This window comes from Xanthomonas sp. 10-10 (assembly GCF_040182365.1).
Classification (GTDB): Bacteria; Pseudomonadota; Gammaproteobacteria; order Xanthomonadales; family Xanthomonadaceae; genus Xanthomonas; species Xanthomonas arboricola_F.
Genome location: NZ_CP144460.1, coordinates 2,623,286 through 2,647,717 on the forward strand (window position 1 = coordinate 2,623,286; position 24,432 = coordinate 2,647,717).

Sequence of the window (24,432 nt, forward strand, 5' to 3'; positions counted from 1 at the left end):
CAGCGCCTGCGCCGCAACCTTATTCAACGACCAGGAGTTCAACATGGATCTCGGAATCAACCAGCGCATCGCCCTCATCAGCGGCGGCGACTCCGGCATGGGCAAGGAAACCGCACGCCAGCTGCTCGAAGCGGGCGTGCGCGTGGCGATCACCGATCTTCCCGACGGCACACTCGACCAGGCACTGGCCGAGTTGTCCGGCCTGGGAGAGATCATCGCCATCGAAGGCGACGTGACGCGGGAACAGGATGTCACCGCCATCTGGAACCAGGTGCGCGAACAACTGGGTGAGCCGGACATCTACATCAATGCAGCCGGCGTCACCGGCGCCACCGGCGATTTCCTGGAGGTCAGCGATGCAGGCTGGCTGGAAACACTGGACATCAACCTGATGGGCGCGGTGCGCATGTGCCGCCAGGCCATTCCCGCGATGCGTCGCAAGCAGTGGGGACGGATCGTGCTGTTCGCCTCCGAGGATGCGGTGCAGCCCTACGTCGATGAACTGGCCTATTGCGCCTCCAAGGCCGGCATCCTCAGCCTGGCCAAGGGGCTCTCCAAGGCCTACGGCGCCGACAATGTGTTGGTCAACACCGTCTCGCCTGCCTTCATCGCAACGCCGATGACCGACAAGATGATGCAAAAACGCGCGCAGGAGAACGGAACCAGTGTCGAAGAAGCGATCTCGTCATTCCTGGACGAGGAGCGTCCCGGCATGGTGCTCAAGCGACGCGGCCGCCCGGAAGAAGTGGCCGCGGTGGTCGCGTTCCTGTGTTCGGAGCGCGCCAGCTTCATCAACGGGGCCGGCGTGCGCGTGGATTCGGGCTCGGTGTTTACCATCGCTGGCTGAGCCGGGCGGCGCTACCACGGTAGCGCCGCATGTCTTGAGAGCGCGACGGACAGCCGCTCACCCCGCATCCGCATGATCGTGTGTCTGGGTTGGTTCTGGGAGCCTCTCCCAGTGCCCGGCTGGGTACTGCCGCCGTACTGGATCCGATTGCAGCCGCTATCCATCGCTCTACAGGCCCGTACGTTGGTGGTACCCACCACGCAGTCCACGCTGGTTCGCTCTCCGCCGGAACGATCGCTGCGGTCTTCTGAAAACACCCGGTACGGTGCCGGCGAAAAGCTGGCAGGTTCAAGCAGAAATCGTTCCAGCAGCCAAGCGAGCGGCGGGTCGTTGCCATACTGCCCGCAGAACAAATCCCCCGATTTTGGCGCACCCAATGACGGAATTTCTGGAGTTGGCGTACAGACGAGGCATCGCATGAAGCCGCCTAAAACATGAGGCCCCGTGCACGTGTGTCGGACAGGAAGTCCTCCAGGCTGCCTGGCTCGGCCAGGCCGTTGTCACCGGCAGGCTTTGTATCTCCTTGCTGCCCAGTGACAGTACGAGTTTATGAAGCAGCAGGGGCCGAATTGCGGTTTGCTCATCGTTGCCGGAGGCGGAGGCGACGGGGAATCACTGGATGCCGGGGCAGCCGTCCGACTGCCGCTGCCCCGCCGCGCGCTCCCTCAGGCACGCAGCCGCTGCGTCGCCGCACTGCGGCTGCGCGTTGTGGGTGCACGGTCGCTGCCGGCGCCGAGGATCGGGCGGCGCAGGTGCGGCGGTGGCAGGCAGATCAGCACGCACGGGGTTTTGGCCAGTGCCGATTGCAGCGAAGAGCGCCAGACGCCGCGGCGCACGAGGGCGTCGTGTTCGACCACCAGCACATCGGCGCAGGCGCGCTTGAGCAGGCCGGCGATTTCGCGGCGCGGATTGCCGACCGCGACGTGGATGCGCACGCGCAGGTCGTCATCGTCGGGCAGCTGCTGGACCAGATCGCTGAGCCAGTTGCTGGCTGCGCCTTCGCTCAGCGGCTTGTCGTTGAACAGGCTGTCCACCAGCAGCCCTTCGCTGACCTCCGGCACCACATGCAGCAGGTGCAGGTCGGCGCCGCGACGGCGTGCCAGGGCGGCGGCATCGCGCAGCGATTCCAGGCTGGTTTCGCGGCCGGTGATCCAGCAGGCGACATGGCCGCCGACGGCGCCGTCGCGCGGGATCGCATCGGCATAGGGCAGGGTGAGCATGGGCGTGGCCACGCGCTGCAGCACGCGCGCGCGCAGCGAGACATGCAACGGGCGCGGCAGGCCGGTACGCTCGGACGGCGGCATGATCAGCAGCGCGTCGTCGCGGCTGCGGCAGAACGAGACGATGCCGGCGGCGGCAGGGCCACCGGCGAGGGCGCGCTCGCAGCCCGGGTAGTTGGACGCCTCGGCAAAGAAGGAATCCAGCGACTGCTGGGCCTGTGTGCGCTTGCCCTTGGCGTGCACGTGCAGGATGGTCAGGCGCGCGCGCAGGCGGTCCACCAGTTGCGCCACGGTCGGGATCGCGGCATGGCAGGTTTCGGAAAAGTTGGTGGCGAAGATCAGGTGGGTGGGGGTGGTCTGCATGGCTGGCTCCGTGGTCAGTAGATGAAACCGTCGATGGCGCGCACCTCGCGCAGCGGTACGCGCTGGCCCAGCATCTCGCGCAGGGTCAGTTCGATGCCGCGCGACAGCGCGGTCATCGGGGTGTCGTGCACGGTGTTCTCGAACGGGTCTTCGATGGCGCTGCTGGCGCTGTCGATGGCGATCAGGGTGAAGCTGATCAGCACCGAGGCGATCGGCATGGCCAGGCCCATGCCGGCGATCAGGCCCAGCGGCACCAGCCAGCAATACATGTTCACCAGCGTGCGCGGCAGCGAAGAGAACTGCCGTGGCAGCGGGGTGTTCTTGATGCGTTCGCAGGCGCCCTGGATGTTGGCCAGCGTGGTGAGGTTGGCGTCCAGCGACGACCAGCGCAGGCTGTCGAGCATCCCCCAGTCGCGCGCCTGTTGCAGTTGTTCGCCCAGCCGCAGGGTCAGCGCATTGGGAATGTTGACGTAGCCGCGCAGCTCGTCGGCGCGTGCCTGGCCGAGCAGGCCGGCCAACTCGGGAAACGGGTTCTGCCGGCGCAGATGGCAGCGCAAGGCATGCACGAAGGCGACCTGATGCACCACGATGTCGTCGCGCAGTGCGGCCTGGCGCGGGTCGGCCGGATTCACATCCAGCGCGGTCAACGCCTGGCGTGCGATGGCGCGCGAGGTGTTCACCAGCGAGCCCCAGAGTTGGCGCGCCTCCCACCAGCGGCCATAGGCCGCATTGGCGCGGAACGCCAGGAAGATGGTGAGCGCCGAGCCGAGCTGGGCCAGCGGCAAGGCTTCGATCGACAGCCACTGCCAGCCGAAAAAAGTGTAGAGCACGGCCACGGCGCAATCGAACGCCAGCAACACCAGCAGGCGCTTGTAGGTCTTGGGCCAGATGCGTCGCAACGGAAACGTATCGCGGGTGATCATGGGGAAGGCGACATCAACGTGGGGTAGGGCCATTACACCCAGCCTCCACGGTCGTGTCTGCCATCCTTGCGCCAGCGTTGGACAGTGCACGCACCGTCCGAACGATGCGCGCGGGCTATCTTTCGATAGGGTGAAATCCGCACGCCTGGCCACGATGCTGTGGCATCAACCACAGCGAGAGAGGAGCGGCATTGCAGCGCAAGTGCAGGGGTAGGCAATGGACAGATTGAGACTGCCGTTCAAGTGGCGCGGGCAGGTGGTCAAGCTCAATCGCGGCCCGACGCTGTGGGCCTCGCTGGCGATGCTGGCATCACTGGTGTGGGCGGAGTGGTACTCGCACCTGGGCGTCTCGCTGGGGCTGCTGTACATCCTGCCGGTGGTATTGGCGGCCACGGTGCTGTCGCGGCGCGACATCGTCATCGCCGCGATTGCCTGCGCGGTGTTGCGCGGCTTGTTCGTGACCGACGAAACCCTGGTCGAACAGGCGCTGCGCTTCTTCATGGCGACGATTGCCTATGCCGGCTGCGGCCTGCTCGTGGCCGAAATCAGCCGCACCCGCCGGGTGATCCTGGCCCACTACGTGCAACTGCGCGCCGAGCAGCGGCTGCGCCGACGGCTGGAGCGGCAATTGCGGCTGCTCGCCGAGAGCAGCCCGGCGGCATTGCTGACCGTGGCCGGCGACGGCCGCATCGTGGCGGCCAACCGCGCCGCGCACGAGATCCTGGACATGGCCGAGGAGGGCGGGCTGGAAGGCCGCGCGGTGCGCGAGTTCCTGCCGTTGCTGGACGATGCGCTGAGCATGAGCGCCAATCTGGATGGCATGCGCACCTCCGCCAGCACCTGGGGCTGCCGCAGCGATGGAACCCGCTTCCCGGCCACCACCTGGTTCTCGGTCTACGAAGACAGCGCCGAGCGCCACCTGGCCGCGATCCTGGTCGACACCAGCGAGGAAGTGCGCGCGCGCGAATCGGCGCACTTCGACGATGTGCTCAAGAACAATCGCCTGCTGGCCGGCGCGGTGTCGCACGAGATCCGCAACCTGTGTTCTGCTGCCGGCGTGGTCACCTCCAACCTGGCGCGGCATCCGGCCATCGGCGAAGATCCGGACCTGGCCGCACTGCGCAGCCTGGTGGCGGCATTGATGGAACTGGCGTCCTTCAACCTGCGTCGGCAGCTGCCCGACGAGGCGCATGAAACGCGGCTGCAGACGCTGTGCAGCGAACTGGACGTGATCATTCGCTCGGACTGGGATGACGTCGACGGCCAGCTGGTCATCCAGATCCCCGCCGACTTCCCATCGGTGCATGGCGACCGCCATGCGTTGCTGCAGGTGTTGCTCAATCTGGCGCGTAATTCGCTGCGTGCGGTGCAGGCGCTGCCGCCGCAACGCCGCCAGTTGATCGTCAGTGCACGCCTGGAACAGCAGCGCGCCGTGCTGAGCGTGCGCGATACCGGCACCGGCATCTCCGAGCCGGGCCGCCTGTTCCAGCCGTTCCGCAGCGACAGCGACGGCTCCGGGCTGGGCCTGTACATCTCGCGTGCGCTGATGGCCAACCAAGGCGGCCTGCTGCGCTATGCGCCGGGCGGGCAGGGCGCATGTTTCGAGCTGCATCTGCCGCTGGCACATGCCCCCTATGCGGAGGCGCTGGATGGATGAGTCACGGCGTGCACCGGTGCGGCTTTATCTGCTGGACGACCACACCTTGTTCCGCGAGGGCCTGCTGCGCCTGCTCGGTGCCGATGCCCGCTTCGAGGTGGTGGGGCAATCCGGCACCTTGGCGCAGGCCATCGTGCAGATCGCATCGCTGATGCCGGACGTGGTCATCCTCGACTACGACATGGGCGAGTACAACGCGCTGGACTACATGCGGCGCCAGGCCGAGCAGGCACGCCGCCCGGCCACACTGGTCGTCACCGCCGGCCTGTCCGAACGCGACGCACTGGCCTTGATCCGGCTTGGCGTCTCCGGCATCTGCCGCAAGGACGTTTCCACGGATGAACTGATCGACAGCATCCACGCCGTGGCAATGGGCCGGGTGCTGATCGACCAACGGTATCTGCAATCGCTGGTGGCCCAGGGCACCCACGAAAGCCGACCCAGTTTCACCGACCGCGAGCGCGAAGTGCTGCGCGGCCTGTTGCGCGGGCAGTCCAACAAGTTGATCGCCCGCCAGCTGGGCAGTTCGGAAAGCGCCATCAAGGCGACGTTCCAACAGCTGTTCAACAAACTCGACGTGCGCTCGCGCAGCCAGCTGGTGATGGTGATCCTGCAGGACTATCGTGATCTGGTGTGAGGCGGCATGTCGCTTCAGCCAGCGCCTGATTTGTCGGATTGGCGAGCGAGCCGGAGAGAGAGAGCAGATTCGTGATGGAGCAAGAGCAGGGGCCATCGCCGACGGCATATGGGCAATGGCTGGCAAAGCCGTGCAGCGCATTGAGGCGCTTGCCGCCCACCGCTGAAACGATCTGCCCGCGATGGCTCTCGATCAGGCGGATGTAACCGTCCAGCGCGGCGGCATAGATACTCCCCTGGCTGGCGACGAACACGGCGTTGAGGCCATCTTCTGCCGAGGTCTGCAGTGTTTGCCAACAGACGCCATCGAAATAATGGATATGGCCATCCATCGAGCAGGTGGAGATCCAGTCACCCAGACGATGCGTATGGCTCAGCCAGTGATCGACGTCGAACAATGAGGTAGCACTCAGCCCAATGTCACCCGAAACAGCACTTCGCTGGGGACGTGCCGAACGCGAGGTCTGCCACCCGCAAGGGCGTTGCGGCCTGCCGGTAGCGCATTAGCGGCCACCGGCAGCTCGCTGCGGCTTACATTCCGCGTGCGCGATTCTGTTCCTGCTCGCGATGCTGGTTCTGGCTCTGCTGATTCTGAGACTGCGTATTGGCCTGCTCCGCTTGGCGGGTGCTGGCCTCCACGGTCTGCGAGATCGCCTGGCTGTGTTCGACCAAAGCGCGGCGTGCAGCCGGGTCGGTCATCTCACCCTGCACCGCGAACACGCCGGAGCCGTCCAGTCGAGCGACCACAGAATCAATTCGGTCCATTCCGGCGGCCTTGCTTGCGACCACCAGCTGACCCGCTGCACGCTCGATTTGCTCATCGTCGGTGAATACCGGACGCATGCCGGCTTGCGCACGCTGCTTTTCCATGATCTGCAGCTTGCCGACCGCCTGCTCGAAGCGTGCGTTGTCAAGGTTCGATGCATCACGCATGCTTGGCTCGGCCTTGGGCTGCTGCTTCTCCGCGACCATAGCGTCCAATGCAGCAAGCGTCTTGTTGCCGGCTTTGCCGTCGTCGTTCATCCCATTGGCACGTTGGAATGCCTGGACCGCCGCGAAGGTGTCATCTCCGAAGTAGCCGGTGGTGGAGAGCGGCTTGCCGTCCTTGCCTTGATAGCCAAGACCGGCCAGTTTTTCCTGCATTGCCTTGACCTCATCGCCGCGCTCGGTCTTGGTGAGCATGCCGTCGGCCATGGCGTTCTGCGAAGGCACTGTCCGGGTGGGCGCATTACGGTCCAGGGTCAGACGGTCGTTGAGCATGTCGCCCAGGTATTTGCGGTACTGGTCCGGCTCCAGCTCTATATGGGCATGCACCGCACCCGGCGAACCAGCGTCGGATTGCTTGATCAACGGTGCACCGTACTCGACATAGTCGCCGGACTTGTATGGCGAGCTACCGCGCTCACCATGCAGCACCTGGCCGAGCAGTTCGCGCTCCGGGTGACCCGCCGGATGGCTCCAGATGCTGATGGAGTTCCACTTGTTCTCATTGACTTCCACATAGCCAGCGACTGGATTCGGGATCATCACGTCGCGCAAGCCCTCCTGGTCGGTGAGGATCAAGTCTTTATGCACAAGCGGAATGCCATTGCGGTCGCCAGTGTTGCGGACGGTTTCCAACTCCCCGCCAATCATTTCCGAATGGCGGTCTGCCAGGGCAGCATTACCCGTGCGCACGGCCTCGTGGTTGGCCTTGGGATGGTGAATCTGCAGATCTCGGAACGCCTCATCGCCAGAGGTGCCATGTGGGATGGTCCGATTAGTCTTGTTGTCGGCGCTCCCCATCGGCTCGATCACCTGGATGCGCTCTCCGCGGGCCAGGTCACGGGCTGGGGCAGTCTGCTCCTGCACGGGCGCGGCCGGTACGGTAGGCGCGGGCGCGACGTGCTCAGCAGGTACAACTGGAGCCGGCCCTGCATTGCCCTGCTGGCGCACTGCATTGTCCAGCGCATCAAGCGTGTCTTTGCCAGCCTTGCCGTCCTCTGTCAGGCCGTTGGCTTTCTGGAACTCGCGCACGGCGTACTCGGTGTTGGACCCGTAGTGCTTGTCGGGCGACAGCGGCTGGCCGTCCTTGCCGGTGTAACCGGACTGGATCAGCTTGTTCTGCAGCGCTTCCACCTCAGCGCCACGCTCACCCGACACCAGCATTCCGTCGGCCATGGGGTTGGCACGCGCACGGCCGCGCGACTGCTGCGGTTCTTGCTCACCGAATGCTTGCTGGTAGTCCTTGCCCCGATACGGCTCAGGATTGCGATTGACTGCGTCGTAACGCGCCAGTGCCACCAGATCGCCCTTCTCAGAGACCGCACGATCGCGCAGCCCTGGCCACCAGTCAGGGGAACTCTTGAAGTTGGTCTCGATGTGGCCGACCTTGTAGTCCTGCGCGGCGCGGATGATCTGCTCGTCAGTCAGCTGTGCAAGGTTGTAGTTTTCTCCGTAGGCCTCCTTGAGCCCTGTCTGAAACACCGAACGGGTCAGATCCCGGTACTGGACCGACGTGCTCCACAGCGCATCCTGAACTGCCGCGCCGCGGCCGGACAGGTCAATGCCCACCTCCTGCAAGCGCTGCATCTGCTTGTCGTAGTAAAGGGTCTGAATGAAGTCATGCTGGTCCTTGGCGAAACCTGCAGGATCAGCAGCCGCCACTTCCTGCCACTTCGCACCAAACTCCGGAGTGCCTGGCTGTAGGCCGGCGAACCGGCTGCGGTACGCTGACGCCGCGACGTACTCCGCAGCACCACCCGTGTTGGTCGAGAACTGGTAGGTGCCATACGAGATACCGCCATGATCGCCCACGCCGGTCGACACGGTACCTGGACCACGCCCGCCGGATTCACGATGCGCCGAGGTCTGGCCAATATGCCAGCTGTCCATCTTCTGCTTCGCTTGATCAACTACATCCATTTTCTGCACTCCTTTGCGATAGGGTTTATAGGTTTGCGATAGGTTGGTAGGGTTACTTCGAAATCAACGCCTCAAGTGCATCGGCACGATTGGCGTAACGGTTGATGCGACAGGACTGAGCGTCCAACATCTGCCCCTGGCCCTGGGTGGCTGGATCAAAACGGCAGTAGCGGTTGGTGTCACGCATGTAGGCGTCCTGCTCGTCCGCCACTTTGTCCTTGAATTCTCCGTCCGGGCCGTTGGCAATGGCACCGAACGCAGCACGCATACGTTTCTGCTGCCAAAGGAATTCTTCGTCTGCGCATGCCTGCATCGCCGATATCACCGCATCGCTGGCGGCCGCGCACTTCTTGAACTCTGGGCGCAGGTTGGCCCGATTGTACGAATCATCCGGCCGATAAGGATTTCCTTCCTCGTCGGTGACGGGTGCATCGGCAGCCGTTTTCGGTGACGCGTCCTGTTCGGCGGCAGAGACTACCGCCTCCGGTGCAGAAGCCTGCGACGGGGCAGGGGTTTTAGTCGTGGCCGCTGGTGCGCTCGCCGCTTGCGGCTCCGAAATCGCAGCCGATTCCGTGTGCGGAGCTTGGCATGCCGTCAGCATCACGCTCAGGGCAAGCACGGACCAGCGACGCGTGCAGTCGATCGCGCGGTTGAGAGGGGTACGTGCCTTCAATTCCTGCATCTGTCTGTCTCCTTGAAACTTGTTAGCGATTGGCACGGAACGCCTCGGCCTCACAGACAGGGTTCTGTCTTTTCCGTGGTTGCGTTCGGTGAATTGTAGGGGATCTACGTTAATTGGTGAGGAGCAGCTCTCTAAGCGAGTCGACGATCTTTTAGAGCAAGCGCCCGTGTTGCGATGACTGGTGCGGAGAGCACCCAGGCGCCTTAAAAAAAAGACAGACAGGCCGCTAGAGCGCACAGTAGCGTCAACGCTCGATTTCGCATAATGTATATTATGTCAGAACACATCCAGAGCCAGGCCACAGAAGGCTAAGAAACTTCACCCACCAACCGCCCCACATAAGCCCACGTCGGTGAGCTGTACCAGTTGCAGACATCGATCTCGTGTGTCGCGTGCAACCACTGCACGCCGTCTTCCAGTGCATCGGCTGCCAGCGTGTATCTGCCTTCGGCCAGGTCGCTCTCGAATTCTTGGGCAAATTCGCTCATCGAGGGCGCCAGCAGCAACGCAACAGCATGCTCGCTGTCGAGAAAGACAATTTGCCCAGGAGTACCGCCAACCTCTGGAATCAGGTCGACACACAGGTGGCATCGGGCAAAATCGGTCCCGATGACAATGCGCTGCCGGCCCATCGTCATCACCGGCCGAATTCCTTGGTCCGCAAAGCGCGCTGCGACGGATTCGGTGTTCTGATCGCGCTTCACGGCATCCAGCACTTCATCCACGCTCATCCATCCACGCTCATCAATGAAAATGCGCGCGCAAAGTTGGCTGTTGCATCGGGGTCCAGTCCCGCGCTTTCGCGGTACAACGCTGCCAGGTCCGCGGGCACTGGTTGGCCAAGCGCCGATTCCAGGGCGGCAAGTTGTACTTCGCTGGCCGGAGGCAGCAGCGCGTTGGCGATGTCGGGCGCTATGCGTCGTAACTGTGCGCGAATCCCTTCAAACATCACGGTGCACCTCGTTCCTTCAACGGCTCACGAGTGTAGCGCGCGCGTATTGGCCGCTGCGTTGGCTAGCGGCGGCCGGGTTCAATCGGTCCGGTCATCGCTTTCATTGAAGCTGCTGATACCAGCCAACCGTTATTGATTTGGCGGGCATGCGGTACACGTCAAACGCATGAATCGGCAGCGAGAATTCGGGCAATGCACGTCGCAACTACCCTGCCCCATGGACGTTGCCCTGTCTACGCATCCAGCACCAATGCCGCATCCGGATATCGGGCGCACATGAAATCGACGAAGGCCCGCACCTTCGGTGCAGCCAGTCGCCTGGAGGTATGCAAGACCCAAAGCGATGGCTCCATGCCCGGGATCGTTCCCCATTGCACCAACGCGCCGCGTGCAAGTTGAGTGCCTGCAATCGACTGTGGAATCAGCGCCACGCCGGCGCCGGCAACGACCGCATCGCGCACCATCAATAGCGAGGAGAACCGAAGCTTCGGTATGGGCTCGAGCATCAGGCGGCCGCCGTCGAGCGACCAGGTGGTCGGCTGGAAATTCGTCGTCACCACACCGGGCACCTGTGTCACTGCGCCAGCGCACGGCATTGCGATGCTTGGTGCTGCCACGACAACCAGCCGATCCTTCGCGAAGCACCTGCCGACCAGGCGGCTATCCGGATCGGGATTGATCCGGATGGCCGCATCGAACTGCTCTTCGACCAGGTCGACGATGCGGTCTTCGGCCACCACCTCCAGCGTGATCTCCGGATAGGCGGCACAGAACTCGGCACCAAGCCGCCCCATCGCCAGTTGCGAAAACAGGACTGGCGCCGCCACCCGCAACCTGCCGCGCGGCGTGGACAGTCCCTCACGTGCAGCTGCCATCGCCTCGGCCACTTCGTTCAAAGGTGCTTCGGTGCGATCCATCAGCACCTGCCCGGCTTCGGTCAGCCTGAGCCCGCGTGCGCTTCGCTCCACAAGCCGCACGCCGAGTTGTTCCTCAAGTTCGGCGATACGGCGCGACAACGTCGCCTTCGACCGACCACTGGCACGGCTGGCCTTGCCCAGGCCCTGGTTTGCGGCGACCAGCGAAAAATCGATCAGGGCATTCAGATCCATGGTGTTTCACATTTGAAACCGGGTGTCTGAATTCTGGAGTCTTCGTATCGGATTCGCAACAACATAGAGTCTGTTCACCGCAACGCCAACGCGATGCGCCGGCAACTCCCCAGCAGCGCATCCGCACTGTTCGTCCTTCATTTACAGCAGGAGATTCACCATGAGCATTCTCGTTATCGGTGCCACCGGCACCGTCGGTTCGTTGGTCACCGAAGGCCTGGCCACTGCAGGTGCACAGGTTACGGCGCTGGTTCGCCAGCCGGGCAAACGCAACTTCCCCAAGGGGATCACCGAGGTCGTCGCCGACCTTACCGATGTGGGCTCGATGCGCGCGGCACTGGCATCGGTGCGCACCCTGTTCCTGTTGAACGCCGTTACCCCCGACGAAGTGACGCAGGCGTTGATCGCCTTGAATCTGGCCCAGGAAGCCGGGATCGAGCGCATCGTGTATCTGTCGGTGATTCATGCCGACAAGTACACCAACGTGCCCCACTTCACCGGCAAGCACACTGTCGAACGCATGATCGAAAGCCTGGATATTCCGGCCACGATTTTGCGTCCTGCCTACTTCATGCAGAACGACAGCCTGATCCGGCAAACCATTCAGGACTACGGCATCTATCCAATGCCGATCGGCGCAGCAGGTGTGGCCATGATCGATGCCCGCGATATCGCCGACATCGCCGTAGCCGAGTTGCTGCGACGCGACCGCGCTACCGGCCCACTACCGCGCCTCACGCTCGATCTGGTTGGCCCGCAGGCCGTCACAGGCGCGTCTGCAGCGCAGATCTGGAGCGCGGTCCTCGGACGCGAGATCGCCTACGCCGGCGACGATGTGGCGGCCTTCGAAGCGCAAATGGCGGCATACAGCCCCTCATGGCTGGCCTACGACCTGCGCCTGATGCTGGCCGGTATCCAGACCATTGGCATGCGGGCGGATGACAACGCTACGCAGAACCTGGAAGCCATCCTGGGTCGCCCGCTGCGGACCTACGAGCACTTCGTTCGCGAAGCCATCGCGACAACGTGAGTGCGGTTTACGCTGCACGCGCGGGTTCACCGCGCATGCTGTGCCACGACGATTGCGCGGCCGATGCAGTGTGCTGCGGGACCAAGACCATCACCGCACGTCACCGGCAGTGCGCAAGAACAGTGCCCTGCTCTCTCAGGCCGTCGTCGATGCCGGCCATCCGGCAAGGCGATCATTCGCCATCACCGCACCGCTCCGTTGTCTTCCTGCAACTCGCGCTTGAACGGCACATCCGGCGGCGGCCTGGCGGTGGCGGGTTGATCGTTGAGGTTGGGGTCGCTCAGGCCGCAGCCGCCGCCGAACTGCAGCAGCGACACCACGCAGCTGATCTTGGTGGTGGTGCCAGGAATCGGGATCTCGATCTTCTTCAGGCCGCGGCGCACCCATTCCTGCAACAGCGACTGGTTCGGCATCCAGTACTTGTCCAGCGAAGTCGGCGTATAGCCGTACGGCGGACGCTTGAGCCAGGTGCCGCCCTGGGCGATCTGGTCGCGGGTCCAGGTGTCGGTGTCGCTGCCGGGCGGCCCGCGATCGCCGGCTCCCGTGCCGGCCTCGCCCGCTCCCGCCACCCGCACGCTGCCGTCGCTGTTGAACACGCCATCGCGCTGGCCGTTGCCGCCTGTGGTCTCCCCCCGACGGTTGCGGTCGGATTTGCTCCAGTCGTCGGCATTGGCAGCGACGTCCCAACCGCCGCTCCGGTCCGCAGGCGCTGGACCGGCGGCGGGATTGGAGGCCGGCCTGGAGGGCGAAGAGGCTGCAGCAGTGCTGTCGCTGGACTGCTGGGATTTTGCCGGGGACGCCGCTGTCTGCGACACGGAAGCAGCAGATGGCGGCTGCGGAACAGTAGCGTTCGCTGCCGACGTGGGCGATGCGGCAGTCGCTGCAGCAGCCGGCGTGGACGGCGCGATGGGCGCCGGCGCCGGCGTCGGCGTCGGCACTGGATCCGGCACGTTGGGCAACTCCGTTGTGCGCACTGCCACCTCGGGCATACGCACGCTTGGAGTGACTTCCCTCGGACGCATCACCGGTGCCGCAACCTGCGGCCGGTCCGGCACCACGACTTCGCGCTCGCGCACCGCAGGCGCGTCGGTAGGTCGCACGGCCACGGCTGCAGCCGGACGCTGCAACTCGCGCAGCTGCGGCCGATCGGTCACCGTCTGGATCTCGCGTTGACGCACCTCAACCTGCGGCGCCGTCGGCGTCATCGCCCGGGGCGCCACGGTAATGCTGGGAGGTGGAGGAACCACGAATTCGTTGGTGGCGACCGCAGTGTCGGTCACCTGCAGCGGCGATTCGATGGTCACCGGCGGTACCTGCACCGTCACTTGCGGTACGTCGGGTGTCACCGGCTCGCTGGCAGCGGCGGGGACCGGCTCGGGAGCGATGTCCTGGGCCTGCGCAGTGCTGGTGGCGTCGACTGGCGCCGCAGCAGCAGGCGGCGGTGCCGACGAGGGTGTGGTCGGCTCTGACCGCTCTCCAGGCGCCGCACCGGCCTGCTGCGCGGCAGCCGCGTCGGCAGACGCCGCCTGTGCTGCCGCAGAAGGTTCTGCCTGCCCGCCCCCCTGCTCCGCCGCGCCGTCGCCGATAAAGGTCATGCGCACGCGCGATTCCTCGCCGGGTTTGGTGTCGTCCGGCGCCCAGCGCACGCTGACTACCCAGATCAGCAGCGCAATGAAGCCGAGATGGATCAGCAAACTGCCCAGCATCGCAAGCCAGTGCTGGCGCCGCTGATCGGTCGGGCGCGGCTCCCAGTGCTGCCACCACAGGCTGCGAAATGCCTGGAACGGCGTCAATAGCGCTGCGGCAGCTTCGCTTTGCGCGACGGACGGACGTGCCAACAGCACATCCATCACCTGGTCGTCGTTGAACGGTGCCACCGCGTCGTCGCGATTGCGCATCCAGATGGCCCAGCCATACGGCAGGCCGGTGCGCCGATCCAGAATGAGCTTGCCCGGCATGCGCGCGCGCAGCGCCTGCAGCAGATCGGCAGCCGTTGTCACCGGTGACGCGGAATCAGGCCGCGCTGTCGCGCGGAATGTAGGGCGCGTCGCCGGTGGCGTGGTCGGTGGCATCGCGGACTGCGATCACGCCGGGCACGCGTCCCATCAATGTCTTTTCGATGCCCTGCTTCAGCGTGACATCGGCCATGCCGCAGCCGTGACAGCCACCGCCAAAGCGCAGCAGCACCACCCCGTCGGCCGAAACTTCCTGCACGGCCACACGTCCACCGTGCGAGGCCAGCTGCGGGTTGATCTCGTTTTCCACCACCCAGCGCACGCGCTCCACCATCGACGCCGAATCGGCCGGCGCTTCGCCCTTGATCTTGGGCGCCTTGATGGTCAGTTGCTGGTTGCCGGTGGACTGGGTGACGTAGTCGATCTCGGCACCATCCACCCACGGCACGCTGGCTGCGGCCACATATAACGTGAAGCCGTCGCAGTCGATGGCCCACTCGTCGCCGCTCAGGTCCGCAGGCTCTGCGAACTCGAGCCTGGCGTCCGCGCGAGGGGTGCCCGGGTCCACCGCACTCAGGCGCACGCCCATGCCGGGCACGCCTTCGCGTTCGATGAGCTTGCGGAAATAGGTTTGGGCTTTGTCGGATATCTGGATCATGCGGGTTATTCTACCGCTCAAAGCGCCCTCGCTCATGGAACACCGTGATCCTGGTGGGTGCGCCGTCCGCCACCCCTGCGAGACCGTCATGACCGATCTGATTCCCCTGGAGCAGGCCCATTGCCTTCCGCGCAAGGGCAGCGACCACAAGCTTGGCGAGGCCCGCCTGGCCGAGCTGCTGCCGCAGGTACCCGGCTGGGAGCTGGCCGAGGCCGGCACGGCCATCACGCGCACGTTCCGCTTTGCGGACTATTACCGCACCCTCGCCTTCGTCAATGCGCTGGCCTGGATTGCCCATCGCGAGGATCACCACCCCGACCTGGGCGTGCACTACGACCGGGTGGTGGTGCGTTATTCCACCCACGATGTGGGCGGGCTGAGCGAAAACGACTTCATCTGCGCGGCCAAGACCGCGCAACTCTACGATCTGGGAGTCACTGCATGACCATTTCTCGCGCCGCCCTCGCCGGCCTGTGCCTGGCGGCCGGCCTCAGCGGCTGTGGCAAGTCGCCGCAACAGGCTTCCGCGCCGGCGGTGGCCCCCACCGAACTGGCCGCAGTGAAGACGCCGCCGCCGGAGTACGCACCGGAGCTGGCCTGCGCCGGGGTCGGTGGCACCACCGTGCTCAGGGTCGTCGTCGGTACCGAAGGCACTCCTACCGATGTGGCGGTGACCCAGAGCAGTGGCCAGCCGGTGCTGGACGAGGCCGCACAAAAGCGCGTGCGCGAATGGAAGTTCAAGGCGGCCACCCGCAACGGCCAGGCGGTGCCGCAGACCATCCAGGTGCCGGTCGCCTTCAAGCCGCCGGTACCGCGTCCGGACGAATGCTTCGCCATCGAAGAACGCGCACGCCGCGGCGGCTGAGCGTAATCGTCAGCGCGCCGTTGTGGCTGTGAGCGACGGCGGGCAAGCCGCTCGCCGCCGCGATGCGCCGCTGATCGACCCCGGTCGCACTGGTCGCACTGGTCGGTGGTTGCGCCTGAACACGCGGTCGCCTTCGAGACCACGCCCTCGTCATCCCGGCATGGCCATCCTGCTGCCGCCAGTGGTCGCGTGATTGAGCTGACGACCGCAAGATCGCTCCCATTCCACGAGGTCGTCGCGTCGCATGCTTGAGGTGTCATCACACAACGTCTGGATCGCGCTGGCAGTCACGCTGGCCGCGGGACTCGCCACCGGCCTCGGCAGCCTGATGGTGGTGTTCGCCAAAAAACCCAACCCGCGCCTGTTGGCGTTCGGGCTGGCATTTGCCGGTGGCGCGATGGTGTACGTCTCGTTGTCGGAGATCCTCAACAAGTCGATCGCTGCGTTTTCCAACGCCTACAACGACAAGCTGGGCTTTACCTTTGGCACGCTGACCTTTCTGGGCGGCATGCTGTTGATCATGGTGATCGACCGCCTGGTACCCAATCCGCACCAGAGCCTGTCCACCGACGACCCGCTGTTCCGCGATGACAACCGCGCCTACATCCGCCGCGTCGGCCTGATGACCGCCATCGCGATCACTGCACACAATTTTCCCGAGGGACTGGCGACGTTCTTCGCCACGCTGGAAAGCCCGGCTGTGGGCATGCCACTGGCGTTTGCCATCGCCATCCACAACATTCCCGAAGGCATCGCGATCGCGGTGCCGGTGTACTTCGCCACGCGCAACAAGTTGTATGCCTTCGGTGCCAGCCTGCTGAGCGGCCTTGCCGAACCGATCGGTGCCGGCATCGGCTATCTGGCCTTGTCCAACGTGTTGTCAGAGGCTGTGTTCGGCACGGTGTTCGGGCTGATCTCCGGCGTGATGGTGTTCCTGGCACTGGACGAACTGCTGCCGGCGGCCAAGCGCTACGCGAAAGGCCATGAAACCGTCTACGGTTTGGTTTCGGGCATGGGCACCTTGGCGATCAGCCTGGTGCTGTTCCGCTTCGCGGCGCCTTGAGGCGTGGTGTGCCGATTGCGTGCCACGGCCGGTATCGCCAGCGTCGAGCGCTGAGGCTGTCTGTATCCATACACGGTATCCAGACATGGCCCGGACCCACGCTGGGGCGGGGTGATGCATGCGTCTGCCGGTGCCCGGGCGTTGCGACGCAAGGGCGGTTTTGCGCACACCCTGCAGCCGTGTAATCCGTCCTCGCGCAGCCGCGCTGAATGCGGCCCTGCCAAGCCATTGCTGGCGCAATTTCAGAAAGCTTCCAGACACTGAGTGCGGCGCATCGTACGCGCGTCATCAACGCGCACACAGCGAGGTGCCGTATGCAACGCACAGGGTCACAGGGGCGTCTTGGCTGGGCGCTGGCAATCGCATCCAGCGGCGCGTTGGCATTGATCGGCTGCCAACGCACCGCACCGTCAGCCACCGCGACAGCTACCGTCCAACCGCCCGCCTCCATCGCGACGGCTTACAGCCCGCCGACGGCCGATCAGCTCTATCGGCTGGTTGCGCCGATCGCCCTGTTTCCCGACAAGCTGTTGGCCCAGACCCTGGCGGCGTCGGTTTACCCGGATCAGGTCCTTACCGCACAGGATTGGCTGCACAGCAATCGCAGCTTGACGGCTGCCGACCGCGCTCAGGCCACCGTGTCGCAACCGTGGGATCCCAGCATCAAGGCATTGACCGCCTTCCCCGATGTAGTGGACCAGCTGGCCGGTAATCTCGACTGGACACGCGCCCTGGGCGATGCGTACGCGCACGACCCCAATGATGTTCTCAATGCGGTGCAAATCATGCGCCAGCGCGCTCAGGCCAGCGGCCATTTGCGCAGCACGCCGCAACAGCAGGTCCAGGTGGCGCGGCATGTCGTCGTCACCCCGATCCTGGACGGCGGACGTGTCGCCCCGCCGTCGCAAGTCATCACCATCGAACCGGCACTTCCGGACGTGGTGTATGTGCCGCGCTACGACCCGGGCGTGGTCTACGGCACGCCGGTCGATGTCTATCGCGACTATCGCTATCGCCCGGAGCGCTGGTACGACCAGGGAGATGTGGTCACCACCGGGGTGGTGTCGTTTGGCATCGGCGTGCTGGTGGGCAGCGCGCTGGAGCACCGCCACGGGTGGTTCGGCTGGGCCGCACCGGCACCGGCGTGGCACCGCTGGGGCTGGAACAGCTGGGGCGTGGACTGGAACGCGCCGCCGGCCGCACCGCATTACGTGGTGTACCAGCACCACGTCTATGCACCGCGCACCACCATCATCAACAACAACCGCAGCACCTATATCGACGCCCGCTCGTACTTGCGGCAGGATCTTCGGTATGCAGCCACTAGCGCTGCGGCATCTGCGCCCGTCCCCGCAGTGGCGCCGACAGCACTGGTACCCAACCGCGCAGCCTTGCCGACTGCCGCGACGGCAGGTGCGCAGTCGCTCACAAATTTGCAGCACCCCAATCTCATGGCGCCCTTGCCCGCCAACGCTCCACGGTCGCCCAACTATGCGCATCTGTCGGTGCCGCATTTTGAGCGGCAGATGCTGCAGCCCGGCCGTCCGGTGGCAACGCATGCTGCAGCGTCGGCTCAGGCTCAGGCGACGTTACGCGCACCGAACCTTCCTGCATCCGTGCCTGCCTCGGGCGCGCGTCCGGCCATACGCATGTCCGCGCCAGTGGTTGCACAGGAGCGAATCGCACAATTGCAGCAGGTGCACCAGACCAGCGTTGCAGCACGCATCCCGACGTTCCAGCAGCCCCGTCAAGCACCCCCAGCACTCACTGCGCATGATGCCTTTGCCAGCCACGCTCCACGCAATGTCCCTCCTCGTGCGCCAGAGGCGACGCAGATGGCGATTCAACAGATACATGCGCAGCAACGGACTGCGTCACGTCAGCAAGCGGCCTGGGCGCCGCCGCAACAGATGGAACGTGTGCAGCCACTGCTGCCGCGCGAACAGCCACGGGCGATCACGCAGCCACAGCCGCAGCAGCACACGCAACGCCTGGTGTTCTTTTCACCTTCGCGCCCTGCTCCCGCCCACCCGGCTCAAATGCGCACGCAGCGACCGCCTGCACATGCGCAGGCACCGCAGCATCGCGACCACCACCACGATAGCTAAACCTCACTGACAGACAGGCCTTCGGCGCAGTGGCCAGCTGTGACGGTCACTGCGCTGGGGATCTCGCCAAGACGAGACGACCGCGCCGGCCACGTCCCATCAAGCGATGGTCATCACGCGCCAGACACTTGAAGCAAAAAGTCCGCGCAGTCGGTGATGACTGTGTCAACGCCCCAGCCGATCCAGCGCCTCGGCCAGCTCCGGAGCCAGTGGCGCGCTCAGCACGTAAGGTGCCTTGCCCGCATCCAAAGCAAATTCCAGCGAGGCCGCATGCAGGAACAGCCGCTTCAGCCCGAGTTGGTCACGTAGGCGCTTGTTGACCTCGGCCTCGCCATATTTATCGTCGCCGGCCACCGGGTGACCCAGATGCTGTGCATGCACGCGAATCTGGTGGGTGCGGCCGGTTTCGATGCGGACTTCGCAATACGAGTGCCCGCCGCGTCGTTCGAGCAATTTGAAGTGGCTCAGCGACGGCTTGCCGATCGCATTGACCTGCACATGCCGCTCGCCGCCCTGGCGCAGGCCGATGTGCAGCGGCGCGTCCACCGTCATCACGCCGTCCGGCATCCGCCCCACCAGCAAGGTCAGGTAGCGCTTGGTAATGCCGCGCCCCTCGACGCGGTCGTCCTCGCGCATCAGCGCCTGCAACTCGGTCAGCGCCGAGCGCTTCTTGGCCACGATCAATAGGCCGGATGTATCGCGATCGAGCCGGTGCACCAGTTCCAGGGTCTGGTTCGGGCGGAGTGCGCGCAAGGTCTCGATCGCGCCAAAGCTGATGCCGCTGCCGCCATGACTGGCCACACCGGATGGCTTGTTGAGCGCCAGCAGGCGCGCGTCCTCGAACACGATCGCCGCTTCCAGCCGCGCCAGGAACGAGGACGGCGGCGCAGCCTTGTCGCCTTCCTCGTTGACGCGCACCGGGGGAATACGCACTTCCTCGCCGCCTTCGAGCTTGCGCTCGGCCTTGGCACGCCCGCCATTCACCCGCACCTGGCCGCTGCGGACCAGCTTGTAGATCAGGCTGCGTGGCGCCCCCTTCAGCTGTCCCAGCAGGAAATTGTCCAGCCGCTGCCCAGCGCGGTCTTCCGGAACTTTGAGAATGCGCACGCCCACACGGTCGGCAGGCGGCTTGGGGGGCTGGGGGTCGGTCATCCGGCTCTTTATTCTGTTACACTCGGCGAGCGAGATAAGGGTTTGATTTCGTTGGAAGTTGATTGGCCAGAAGCCTGCCTTCCGATGATTCCGGCACAGTGCGCGACCACCGCCCCCGGGGCGGCCATGTTAGCGGCTCACCGGCCTGCCCGGCCATCGCCAGCGGTTTTTGACCGTTGCGCTGAACATGTCCCGTGCGCTGTCCCGGTCCGTCCGGACGCGGCTGCCGGCCCTGAAACACCTATAAAACTTAAAGACAAGCGCTCCCGCGGCCTGCCGTGGTGTTGCAGCGCTGGAAACCCTGGTCAGGCCTGTCCGCGCGTTGCGCGAAGGGCCGACAAGCTGTTCCAGAGGCGAAACGTCACGGCGTTCCGCGCGGTAGAGCGCGTGAGGAACGCAACAATGAAGCGAATGCTGATCAACGCAACGCAGGCAGAAGAACTGCGCGTGGCGATTGTGGACGGCCAGACCCTGTACGACATCGACATCGAACAGCCGTCCAAGGAACAAAAGAAGTCCAATATCTACAAGGGCCGTATCACCCGGCTCGAGCCCTCTCTGGAGGCGGCGTTCGTGGACTATGGCGCCGAGCGCCATGGCTTCCTGCCGTTGAAGGAAATCTCCCGCGATTATTTCCAGGCCGGCGTCGACCACAACAAGTCGACCATTCGCGAGCTGCTGCGCGAAGGCCAGGAAATCGTGGTGCAGGTCGACAAGGAAGAGCGTGGCAACAAGGGCGCCGCCCTGACCACGTTCATTTCGCTGGCCGGCCGCTACATGGTGCTGATGCCCAATTCGCCGAGCGCCGGTGGCGTCTCGCGCCGGATCGAAGGCGAAGACCGCGCCGCGCTGAAGGAAGCGCTGGACAAGCTCGATATCCCCGACGACATGGGCGTGATCATCCGCACCGCCGGTGTCGGCCGTGACGCCGAAGAGCTGCAGTGGGATCTGGATTACCTGCTGCAGACCTGGAAGGCGATCGCCGAGGCAGCGCTGAGCAAGCCGGCCGCGTTCCTGATCTACCAAGAATCGCGCCTGATCATCCGCGCATTGCGCGATTACCTGCGCGCCGACGTCGGCGAGATCCTGGTCGATACGCCGGAGCTGTACGCCGACGCGCAGGAATTCATGAAGCAGGTCATGCCGCAGAGCCTGCGCAAGCTCAAGCACTACACCGACGACATTCCGCTGTTCAACCGCTTCCAGATCGAATCGCAGATCGAAGGCGCCTACGAGCGCAACGTGCGCCTGCCGTCGGGTGGCTCGATCGTGGTCGATCAGACCGAAGCGTTGACGGCGGTCGACGTGAACTCCTCGCGCGCCACCAAGGGCAGCGATATCGAGGAAACCGCGTTCCAGACCAACCTGGAAGCGGCCGAAGAAGTCGCGCGCCAGCTGCGCCTGCGCGACCTGGGCGGCCTGGTGGTGATCGACTTCATCGACATGGCCTCGTCCAAGCACCAGCGCGAAGTGGAGAACAAGCTGCAGAACGCGCTCAAGTACGACCGCGCACGCGTGCAGCTGGGCCGCATCTCGCGCTTCGGCCTGATGGAAATGAGCCGCCAGCGCCTGCGTCCGAGCCTGGGCGAATCCAGCCAGATCGTGTGCCCGCGTTGCGATGGCCATGGCCGCATGCGCAGCGTCGAATCGCTGTCGCTGTCGATCATCCGCGTGGCCGAAGAGCACGCCATGAAGGAAAACACCGGACAGGTGCTGGTACAGGCCCCGGTGGAGATCGCCAACTATTTGCTCAACGAAAAGCGCAGCGCGCTGCGCGAAATCGAAAATCGCCACGCCTCGCCGATCATCATCGTCGCCGACGAACAGCTGCACACGCCGCACTACGAAGTCACGCGCCTGCGCGAGAACGAGTTGGGCGAAGACAGCGGCAAGCCGAGCTATCAGCGCGGCACCCCGCGCAAGTTGCCGGTGCATGCGCTGACCAAGGCGCAGTTGAACATTCCGGCAGCGCCTGCGGTCACCTCGATCAAGCCGAGCCAGCCGGCTCCGGTGCGTGAAGAGACCCCTGCCCCGGTTGCGCCGACTCCGGCGCCTGCGCCGGTCGTCACCGTGCCGATTCCGGCACCGGTCACCGGCGTGGTCGGCTGGCTGAAGCGCATCTTCGGTGGCGTCGAGCCGGTCGCCCCTGCAGCCGAGTCGACCCCGCGTGCGCGTCCGAACGATGCAGGCCGCAACAATCGCAATGAGCGTGGCGAGCGTGGCGGCCAACGTCGCGATGGTCGCGATGCCCGTAACGGCAACGGCGGCAACCAGCAGCGCGGCAATGGCGGCAATGGCAACGGCGCCAACAAGGAGCGTCGCGATGAGCGCCGCCAGCCGGCCAACGGCCAGAACGGCCAGGCCGCACAAGCTGGCGCGCAGGCCCAGCAACAGGTGCAGGTGCCCAAGCCGCCGCGCAACGAAGCGCAGGCACCGAAGCAACAACAACAGCAGCAAAAGCCCAAGCAGCAGAACCAGACGCCGCGTCCACCACGTGCGCCTGCGCAGCAGGACGGTGTGCCGTCCGAGCGGCAGCCGCGCCCCGCGCGTCAGGATGAGGGCACCGCTTCGGCGCAGACCCTGACATCGACCGCAGCAACCGCAACCACGTCGACGGTCGTCGCAGCCATTGCCGACACCGCTGCAGCGACCGACACGCAGACCATTGCGAACGAAGCCAAGCAGGCCCACCCGATCGACGTCGTGGTGAGCGAGTCAACTGCCGATCGCGGCACCGACGCGAGTGCCGATGGCCAGACCCAGGACGCGTCGGGCGACGATGCGGCCAATGGCGAAGGTGGAAGCCGTCGTCGTCGCGGTCGTCGTGGCGGTCGTCGGCGTCGTCGTGGCGCCGGTGCAAACGGCGAAGGCGGCAGCAGCGTCGATGGTCTGGAAACGGACGATCTGGACGGTGATGCGGACGGCGATCTCGATGGCGACAACGAGGGCGACGATGCAGCCACGCAGAACGCTGCATCGGCCGCTCCGCGTGCAGGCCAGCCGGAGTTCGACTTCGACGATGATGCGCCGGCTCCGGCCGCCCGCATCAAGCCCGAGGCCAATGCTGCCGCAGCGGTGAAACCGCGCCCGGTGCCGAAGGAACGCGCAGAAACGCAGTCCGACAGCGGAACGACGTCGACGACCGCACCGGTCTCCAACGCCGCACCGTCGTTCGAACAGCAGGCATCTGCAACGGCTGCCGCCGCATCGGCTCAGGCAGGCGGTGATGCGAAGGTAGCAGCCACCCCGGCGGCACAGCCGACAGTTGCAGCTCCGGCGGTCACGTCGTCGCCAGCCAATGCTGCAGAGGCTGCAACTGCACCGGTGGTCAAGCAAGCCTCGACTGCTGACGCAACGTCACAGGTCGCGCCGGCTGCTACTGCATCGACCTCGGGCAACCACGCGGGGGCAGCCGTACCTGCTGCAACCTCTACGGCAACCACTGAAGCGGCAGCGGCCACCCCGGTCGCGGTCACCAAGCCAGTCGAGCCGATCGCACCGAGCGTGTCGTCGGCCGAAACGCCCACCGACACGCAGACCAAGTCCGTGCCGAAGGCAACGACCGACACTGCGGCTGCAGTACCGCCGGCCGATTCGCAGGCGCGTAGTGTTCCGGCTATCGCTGCAACGCCTGCAGTGCATAGCGAGCCTGTGAAGCCCGCAGCAGCAACGTCTGTTGCTGGGCAGCAGGCGCCTGCAGCAACGGCACCGTCGGCCCCACAGGCCACCGTGGTCACTGCCAAGGTGCCTGATGCCGAGCCGTCCAATGCGGCCAAGCCTGCTGCAGACGTCACCGTGACGTCCACTACCTCGGTGACGCAGGCTGCCGCAGCATCGGACGAGGCGCCAGCCGCTCCGGTACGCAAGCCGTATGCGCCGGTGCAGACGACCATGCTGGACGCGTTGGCTCCCAAGCCCGACACCGCACCTGCTCCCTCGGCGGCCGTAGCACCGGTACCGCACAAGGCTGCAGAGCAGTCGCCGCCCGCAGCGCCGCAGGCACCCGCCCCTGTGCAGGAACAGGCAACAACCGGCGTGCCGAAGCCGGCCGTGGTCGTCTCCGAAGCGGTCAAGCCTGCAGCACCGTCTGCTGACGCCGGCGGTGCATCCGTGCAGGAAGACGACGCCGACAAGCCGCGCAACGATCACTGATCGTTGCAACGCCTCTCCGCTGGCCCGGAATGCCTGGGCCAGAGCTGCGTCAAACACGGCGGCCCTCGGGCCGCTTTGTTTTTATGCGCGATTGACCACGACAGCAGCGAAGCGCCTGGATGCAATCCAGGACCGCGCGACCAATCGACGCCGTGTC

Annotated in this window: 19 protein-coding genes; 9 read left to right on the plus strand and 10 right to left on the minus strand. The window is 65.1% G+C overall.

Annotation, left to right across the window (positions count from 1 at the left end; all coding sequences use genetic code 11):
* Nucleotides 1-43 precede the first annotated feature (43 nt).
* On the plus strand, nt 44-847 hold the full coding sequence (locus tag VZ068_RS11020) for an SDR family oxidoreductase (RefSeq protein ID WP_259149396.1): 804 nt from the start codon (nt 44-46) through the stop codon (nt 845-847).
* A 665-nt stretch (nt 848-1,512) separates the two neighbouring features.
* Here VZ068_RS11020 and VZ068_RS11025 read toward each other — a convergent pair.
* Complete coding sequence (locus VZ068_RS11025; RefSeq protein WP_349655347.1) at nt 1,513-2,430, minus strand: universal stress protein; 918 nt, start codon at nt 2,428-2,430, stop codon at nt 1,513-1,515.
* Between the two features lie 14 nt (nt 2,431-2,444).
* Entirely contained in the window at nt 2,445-3,386 is a 942-nt protein-coding gene (locus VZ068_RS11030; protein WP_349655348.1) for a bestrophin family ion channel, read from the minus strand.
* Between the two features lie 184 nt (nt 3,387-3,570).
* Between VZ068_RS11030 and VZ068_RS11035 the strand changes: the two genes are divergently transcribed.
* Together VZ068_RS11035 and VZ068_RS11040 are read left to right on the plus strand one after the other, a co-directional pair.
* On the plus strand, nt 3,571-5,010 hold the full coding sequence (locus tag VZ068_RS11035) for a PAS domain-containing sensor histidine kinase (protein WP_349655349.1): 1,440 nt from the start codon (nt 3,571-3,573) through the stop codon (nt 5,008-5,010).
* A complete protein-coding gene (locus VZ068_RS11040; RefSeq protein WP_349655350.1) occupies nt 5,003-5,647 on the plus strand; it encodes a response regulator transcription factor in 645 nt (214 codons plus the stop codon). Before VZ068_RS11035 ends, VZ068_RS11040 begins: the two co-directional genes overlap by 8 nt.
* Here VZ068_RS11040 and VZ068_RS11045 read toward each other — a convergent pair.
* From VZ068_RS11045 to VZ068_RS11065, 5 genes are all read right to left on the minus strand, one after another.
* Nucleotides 5,574-6,044 (minus strand): hypothetical protein, encoded by a 471-nt coding sequence (locus VZ068_RS11045; RefSeq protein ID WP_349655351.1) that lies wholly within the window; start codon nt 6,042-6,044, stop codon nt 5,574-5,576. The genes VZ068_RS11040 and VZ068_RS11045 overlap by 74 nt on opposite strands.
* Before the next feature lie 133 nt (nt 6,045-6,177).
* A complete protein-coding gene (locus VZ068_RS11050) occupies nt 6,178-8,550 on the minus strand; it encodes a peptidoglycan-binding domain-containing protein (protein WP_349655352.1) in 2,373 nt (790 codons plus the stop codon).
* A 52-nt stretch (nt 8,551-8,602) separates the two neighbouring features.
* Nucleotides 8,603-9,232 (minus strand): lysozyme inhibitor LprI family protein, encoded by a 630-nt coding sequence (locus tag VZ068_RS11055; protein ID WP_349655353.1) that lies wholly within the window; start codon nt 9,230-9,232, stop codon nt 8,603-8,605.
* A gap of 308 nt (nt 9,233-9,540) precedes the next feature.
* The gene (locus tag VZ068_RS11060) at nt 9,541-9,963 is read right to left on the minus strand and encodes a hypothetical protein (protein ID WP_349655354.1); all 423 of its coding nucleotides are present in this window, start codon (nt 9,961-9,963) and stop codon (nt 9,541-9,543) included.
* Nucleotides 9,964-10,417: 454 nt separating this feature from the next.
* Nucleotides 10,418-11,293: a LysR family transcriptional regulator gene (locus VZ068_RS11065; protein ID WP_259149346.1), complete on the minus strand. Its 876-nt coding sequence runs from the start codon at nt 11,291-11,293 to the stop codon at nt 10,418-10,420.
* A gap of 160 nt (nt 11,294-11,453) precedes the next feature.
* Between VZ068_RS11065 and VZ068_RS11070 the strand changes: the two genes are divergently transcribed.
* Nucleotides 11,454-12,323 (plus strand): NmrA/HSCARG family protein, encoded by an 870-nt coding sequence (locus VZ068_RS11070; protein WP_349655355.1) that lies wholly within the window; start codon nt 11,454-11,456, stop codon nt 12,321-12,323.
* A gap of 182 nt (nt 12,324-12,505) precedes the next feature.
* Here the strand turns inward: VZ068_RS11070 and VZ068_RS11075 are convergent, their stop codons facing one another.
* Both VZ068_RS11075 and VZ068_RS11080 read right to left on the minus strand, forming a co-directional pair.
* Nucleotides 12,506-14,323 (minus strand): transmembrane repetitive protein, encoded by a 1,818-nt coding sequence (locus VZ068_RS11075; RefSeq protein WP_349655356.1) that lies wholly within the window; start codon nt 14,321-14,323, stop codon nt 12,506-12,508.
* 13 nt (nt 14,324-14,336) lie between these two features.
* Nucleotides 14,337-14,936 carry an NfuA family Fe-S biogenesis protein gene (locus VZ068_RS11080; protein WP_228324774.1) on the minus strand — a complete coding sequence of 200 codons (600 nt, stop codon included), beginning with the start codon at nt 14,934-14,936 and terminating at the stop codon, nt 14,337-14,339.
* 88 nt (nt 14,937-15,024) lie between these two features.
* Between VZ068_RS11080 and VZ068_RS11085 the strand changes: the two genes are divergently transcribed.
* From VZ068_RS11085 to VZ068_RS11100, 4 genes are all read left to right on the plus strand, one after another.
* A complete protein-coding gene (locus VZ068_RS11085; protein ID WP_259149342.1) occupies nt 15,025-15,381 on the plus strand; it encodes a 4a-hydroxytetrahydrobiopterin dehydratase in 357 nt (118 codons plus the stop codon).
* On the plus strand, nt 15,378-15,800 hold the full coding sequence (locus tag VZ068_RS11090) for an energy transducer TonB (RefSeq protein WP_259149340.1): 423 nt from the start codon (nt 15,378-15,380) through the stop codon (nt 15,798-15,800). Before VZ068_RS11085 ends, VZ068_RS11090 begins: the two co-directional genes overlap by 4 nt.
* 244 nt (nt 15,801-16,044) lie before the next feature.
* Complete coding sequence (zupT, locus tag VZ068_RS11095) at nt 16,045-16,863, plus strand: zinc transporter ZupT (RefSeq protein WP_046963587.1); 819 nt, start codon at nt 16,045-16,047, stop codon at nt 16,861-16,863.
* Nucleotides 16,864-17,177: 314 nt separating this feature from the next.
* Nucleotides 17,178-18,971, plus strand: a complete 1,794-nt coding sequence (locus tag VZ068_RS11100; protein WP_349657692.1) for a DUF3300 domain-containing protein — start codon at nt 17,178-17,180, stop codon at nt 18,969-18,971.
* A 165-nt stretch (nt 18,972-19,136) separates the two neighbouring features.
* Here VZ068_RS11100 and VZ068_RS11105 read toward each other — a convergent pair whose 3' ends face one another.
* Nucleotides 19,137-20,123 carry an RluA family pseudouridine synthase gene (locus tag VZ068_RS11105; protein WP_349655357.1) on the minus strand — a complete coding sequence of 329 codons (987 nt, stop codon included), beginning with the start codon at nt 20,121-20,123 and terminating at the stop codon, nt 19,137-19,139.
* A gap of 411 nt (nt 20,124-20,534) precedes the next feature.
* Here VZ068_RS11105 and VZ068_RS11110 point away from each other — a divergent pair, with 411 nt between their 5' ends.
* Nucleotides 20,535-24,275: an Rne/Rng family ribonuclease gene (locus tag VZ068_RS11110; RefSeq protein WP_349657693.1), complete on the plus strand. Its 3,741-nt coding sequence runs from the start codon at nt 20,535-20,537 to the stop codon at nt 24,273-24,275.
* Nucleotides 24,276-24,432: the final 157 nt, after the last annotated feature.

What these genes read in the sequence shown, in the direction of transcription:
- VZ068_RS11060 (WP_349655354.1), bottom strand. Translation starts at nt 9,963, where the DNA reads ATGAGCGTGGATGAAGTGCTGGATGCCGTGAAGCGCGATCAGAACACC.
- VZ068_RS11030 (WP_349655348.1), bottom strand. Translation starts at nt 3,386, where the DNA reads ATGGCCCTACCCCACGTTGATGTCGCCTTCCCCATGATCACCCGCGAT.
- zupT (WP_046963587.1), top strand. Translation starts at nt 16,045, where the DNA reads ATGCTTGAGGTGTCATCACACAACGTCTGGATCGCGCTGGCAGTCACG.
- VZ068_RS11055 (WP_349655353.1), bottom strand. Translation starts at nt 9,232, where the DNA reads ATGCAGGAATTGAAGGCACGTACCCCTCTCAACCGCGCGATCGACTGC.
- VZ068_RS11020 (WP_259149396.1), top strand. Translation starts at nt 44, where the DNA reads ATGGATCTCGGAATCAACCAGCGCATCGCCCTCATCAGCGGCGGCGAC.
- VZ068_RS11035 (WP_349655349.1), top strand. Translation starts at nt 3,571, where the DNA reads ATGGACAGATTGAGACTGCCGTTCAAGTGGCGCGGGCAGGTGGTCAAG.
- VZ068_RS11070 (WP_349655355.1), top strand. Translation starts at nt 11,454, where the DNA reads ATGAGCATTCTCGTTATCGGTGCCACCGGCACCGTCGGTTCGTTGGTC.
- VZ068_RS11025 (WP_349655347.1), bottom strand. Translation starts at nt 2,430, where the DNA reads ATGCAGACCACCCCCACCCACCTGATCTTCGCCACCAACTTTTCCGAA.
- VZ068_RS11040 (WP_349655350.1), top strand. Translation starts at nt 5,003, where the DNA reads ATGGATGAGTCACGGCGTGCACCGGTGCGGCTTTATCTGCTGGACGAC.
- VZ068_RS11090 (WP_259149340.1), top strand. Translation starts at nt 15,378, where the DNA reads ATGACCATTTCTCGCGCCGCCCTCGCCGGCCTGTGCCTGGCGGCCGGC.
- VZ068_RS11105 (WP_349655357.1), bottom strand. Translation starts at nt 20,123, where the DNA reads ATGACCGACCCCCAGCCCCCCAAGCCGCCTGCCGACCGTGTGGGCGTG.
- VZ068_RS11110 (WP_349657693.1), top strand. Translation starts at nt 20,535, where the DNA reads ATGCTGATCAACGCAACGCAGGCAGAAGAACTGCGCGTGGCGATTGTG.
- VZ068_RS11100 (WP_349657692.1), top strand. Translation starts at nt 17,178, where the DNA reads ATGCAACGCACAGGGTCACAGGGGCGTCTTGGCTGGGCGCTGGCAATC.
- VZ068_RS11065 (WP_259149346.1), bottom strand. Translation starts at nt 11,293, where the DNA reads ATGGATCTGAATGCCCTGATCGATTTTTCGCTGGTCGCCGCAAACCAG.
- VZ068_RS11085 (WP_259149342.1), top strand. Translation starts at nt 15,025, where the DNA reads ATGACCGATCTGATTCCCCTGGAGCAGGCCCATTGCCTTCCGCGCAAG.
- VZ068_RS11050 (WP_349655352.1), bottom strand. Translation starts at nt 8,550, where the DNA reads ATGGATGTAGTTGATCAAGCGAAGCAGAAGATGGACAGCTGGCATATT.
- VZ068_RS11080 (WP_228324774.1), bottom strand. Translation starts at nt 14,936, where the DNA reads ATGATCCAGATATCCGACAAAGCCCAAACCTATTTCCGCAAGCTCATC.